Source organism: Pseudoduganella sp. RAF53_2, from assembly GCF_052113985.1.
Lineage (GTDB): Bacteria > Pseudomonadota > Gammaproteobacteria > Burkholderiales > Burkholderiaceae_D > Rugamonas.
On sequence record NZ_JBFRDW010000686.1, the window covers coordinates 1 to 3,116 of the forward strand.

Annotated in this window: 2 protein-coding genes and 1 pseudogene; all 3 read left to right on the forward strand. The window is 61.5% G+C overall.

Features of this window, described 5'->3' with window-relative positions; genetic code table 11:
• Positions 1 to 316, forward strand: a pseudogene (locus tag AB4Z11_RS27745) (hypothetical protein); the annotation flags it as partial.
• Between the two features lie 33 nt (positions 317 to 349).
• Positions 350 to 1,543 (forward strand): tetratricopeptide repeat protein, encoded by a 1,194-nt coding sequence (locus AB4Z11_RS27750; RefSeq protein WP_442029064.1) that lies wholly within the window; start codon positions 350 to 352, stop codon positions 1,541 to 1,543.
• A gap of 10 nt (positions 1,544 to 1,553) precedes the next feature.
• Positions 1,554 to 3,116, forward strand: a 1,563-nt coding sequence (locus AB4Z11_RS27755; RefSeq protein ID WP_442029065.1) for a CocE/NonD family hydrolase, incomplete at its 3' end; no start/stop codon positions are given.

The window sequence follows — 3,116 nt, forward strand, 5'->3', positions numbered from 1 at the left end:
CTTCCTGTACCAGGACCTGTTCTACGGCGCACTGCAGCAAGGCCGTCTGGAACACGCGACCCTGGCCATGATGGCGCAGTTCGGCGATGCCCTGCGGGCGCACAGCGGTCCGGCCCGTGCCGTGGTCACGCCAGCCGAACAAGGCGGCGAAGGCATGCTGCGTGTCGAGCTGTTCGACGGCGACACGCTGCTGGCTTCCGCCGGCCGCCCATTTGACGCGGGCAGCGATCTGGAAGCGGAACTCGACGACCTGCGCGATGCCCTTTCCACCCTCGGCGTACAGGAAGTCAGCGCCGAATTGACATCACCAAAATAGCCGAGGATACTTGTTTCATGGGGGAGACGCGCCATGAAACATCTGTCAATATTGATTATTGCCGCAGCGCTGGTCACGGGCTGCGCAAGCACCAAGCCGCCGGTGGCCGAAGCGCCGGCAGTCCAGCTATTCAACGATAGTGCTTTCCAGAAGAAGCCGGACAGCGTACTGACGGCCGACCAGATCTTTGCGCTCTCGCCGCAGATGCGCGACTACGTGGCGCAGATCCGTCAGACCCTGCACGGCCGCAATACGCACGAGGCGCTGTTTGAAGCGCTGTACCGCCGCGACCAGCTGCGCATCGAATACGATTCCGAGATCACCCGCACCGCCGCGCAGGCCTTCGATGCGCGCATGGGCAATTGCCTGTCCCTCGTGATCATGACCGCCGCACTGGCCAAGGACCTGGGGCTGGACGTAACGTTCCAGCGGATCACGGGCGAAGACACCTGGAGCCGCGCCGGCAGCCTGTATCTCAACAACGGCCACGTGAACCTGGTGCTGGGCAAACCGGTGATGGACACGCGTCCAGGCCAATATGACCGCGCCTATTACGTGACCATCGACTTCCTGCCGCCAGCCGACGCCGAGCGCCTGGAAAAGGAAGCGATCACACAGCAGACCATCATCGCCATGTTCATGAATAACCGCTCTGCCGAAGCGCTGGTGCAGGGCAGGCTGGACGAGGCTTACTGGTGGGCGCGCGGTGCGATGCAGGCCGATCCCGGCTTCCTGTATTCGTACAACACCATGGCCATCGTTTATCAGCGCCACGACATGCTGGCCGATGCAGAGCGTGTGCTGCGCTTTGCCCTGCAGCGCGATCCGCGCAACACCATCACCATGTTCAACCTGGTACAGGTGCTGAACGGCGAAGGCCTCACAGCCGAAGCCCTGGTGGTCAAAGCGGAGCTGGATCGCCTGGAACCGCAACCGCCCTTCTATTACTTCAACCTGGGCCGCAAAGCCATGGATGAAGGCGATTACCGCAAGGCCCGCGGCCTGTTCGCCCGTGAACTGGAACGTGCGCCCTACTATCACGAGTTCCACTTCTGGATGGCGAAAGCCGCCTTCGAACTGGGTGATTTCAAAACCGCCGACAAGCATATGCGCCTTGCGATGAGCAACAGCACCACGCGCGGCGACCACGATCTGTATGCCGCCAAGCTTGACCGCCTGCGCCTGTATGATAAGGGCCGTCTTCGACCCGAAGCAGGAACTAATTAAATAAGGACCTATGCAACGCCACCACCTGACCCCACTCGCCCTTTCTCTCGCACTGGCTTTTGCAGGCGCCGTCCACGCGGCGCCTGACGACAAGGACAAGCCGGACCTGCGCGCCACCTACACCAAATACGAATTCCGCATCCCGATGCGCGATGGCGCGCGCCTGTTCACGGCGGTCTATGTGCCGAAGGATGCGTCCAGGCCCTATCCCTTCCTGATCCAGCGTACCCCTTACAGCGTGGGCGTGTATCAGGACGGCGAGTCGCATTACGGCGTGGATTACTACCCAAAGAGCTTTGGCCTGCCGCAAGACTTCGCGGACAGCGGCTACATCTTCGTGCGGCAGGATGTGCGCGGGCGCTATATGTCCGAGGGCAAATGGCAGGAGATGACGCCGCATGTGAAAGCCAACAAGGCGGCAGGCGAAGGCAACGAGAGCCAGGACATGCACGACACGGTGGACTGGCTGCTGAAGCACGTGGCCAATAATAACGGCAAGGTCGGTATTTACGGCATCAGCTACCCGGGCTTCTACACCTCGGCCTCGATCATCGACTCGCACCCAGCGATCAAGGCCGCTTCGCCGCAGGCGCCGGTGACGGACCTGTTCATGGGCGACGATTCCTATCACGGCGGCGCCTTCATGTTGTCGGGGAACTTCGACTTCTATTCCTCGTTCACCGAGGAGAAAAATCCAGCGCCGCCGGCCCGCGTGCGCGAGCGCTTCGATTACGGCACGGCGGACAGCTACGATTACTTCCTGCAGCGCCTGACCATGTCCGGCATTCTGGCGGACCTGCAGCCGAAGCAACTGGCCTATCTGAAGCCGACCATCGACCACGACACCTACGACCAGTTCTGGCAGTCGCGCAATATCGCGCCGCACCTGAAGAACATCAAGGCGGCCGTGCTGACCGTCGGTGGCTGGTTCGATGCGGAAGATCCGCAAGGCCCGTTCACCACCTATAACTCGATCCGCAAGAACAACACCGGCATCTTCAACGGCCTGGTGATCGGCCCGTGGACGCACGGCGGCTGGGCAGGCCAGGAAGGCAAGAGCCTGGGCGCGGTGCATTTCGACAGCAAGACCAGCGAATACTTCAACAAGAAGCTGCTGTTCCCCTTCTTCGAACAGAATCTGAAGGATAAGAAGGCCGACAAGCCGATCGCCGAAGTGAACGCCTTCGAAACCGGGACCAATGTCTGGCGCCAGTACGCCACCTGGCCGCCGCAGCAAGCCAAGTCGCAGATGCTGTACTTCGGGGCCAACGGCACGCTGCCGTGGAACCAGCCTTCTGCTGCCGCCGCCGCGTTTGACGAGTATGTGAGCGATCCGCGCAAGCCGGTGCCTTATATCGGCTATCCGGCCACCGGCGTGCCGAAGGAATACATGGTGTCCGACCAGCGCTTTGCCGCTTCACGTCCGGACGTGGTGGTGTACCAGAGCGAAGTGCTGGAAGATGATGTGACCATCGCCGGTCCCGTCACGCCCAAGCTCTTCGTTTCGACCTCCGGTACGGACAGCGACTTCGTGGTGAAGCTGATCGACGTCTATCCGCAGGAGATGCCTTCG

What these genes read in the sequence shown, in the direction of transcription:
- AB4Z11_RS27750 (WP_442029064.1), top strand. Translation starts at nt 350, where the DNA reads ATGAAACATCTGTCAATATTGATTATTGCCGCAGCGCTGGTCACGGGC.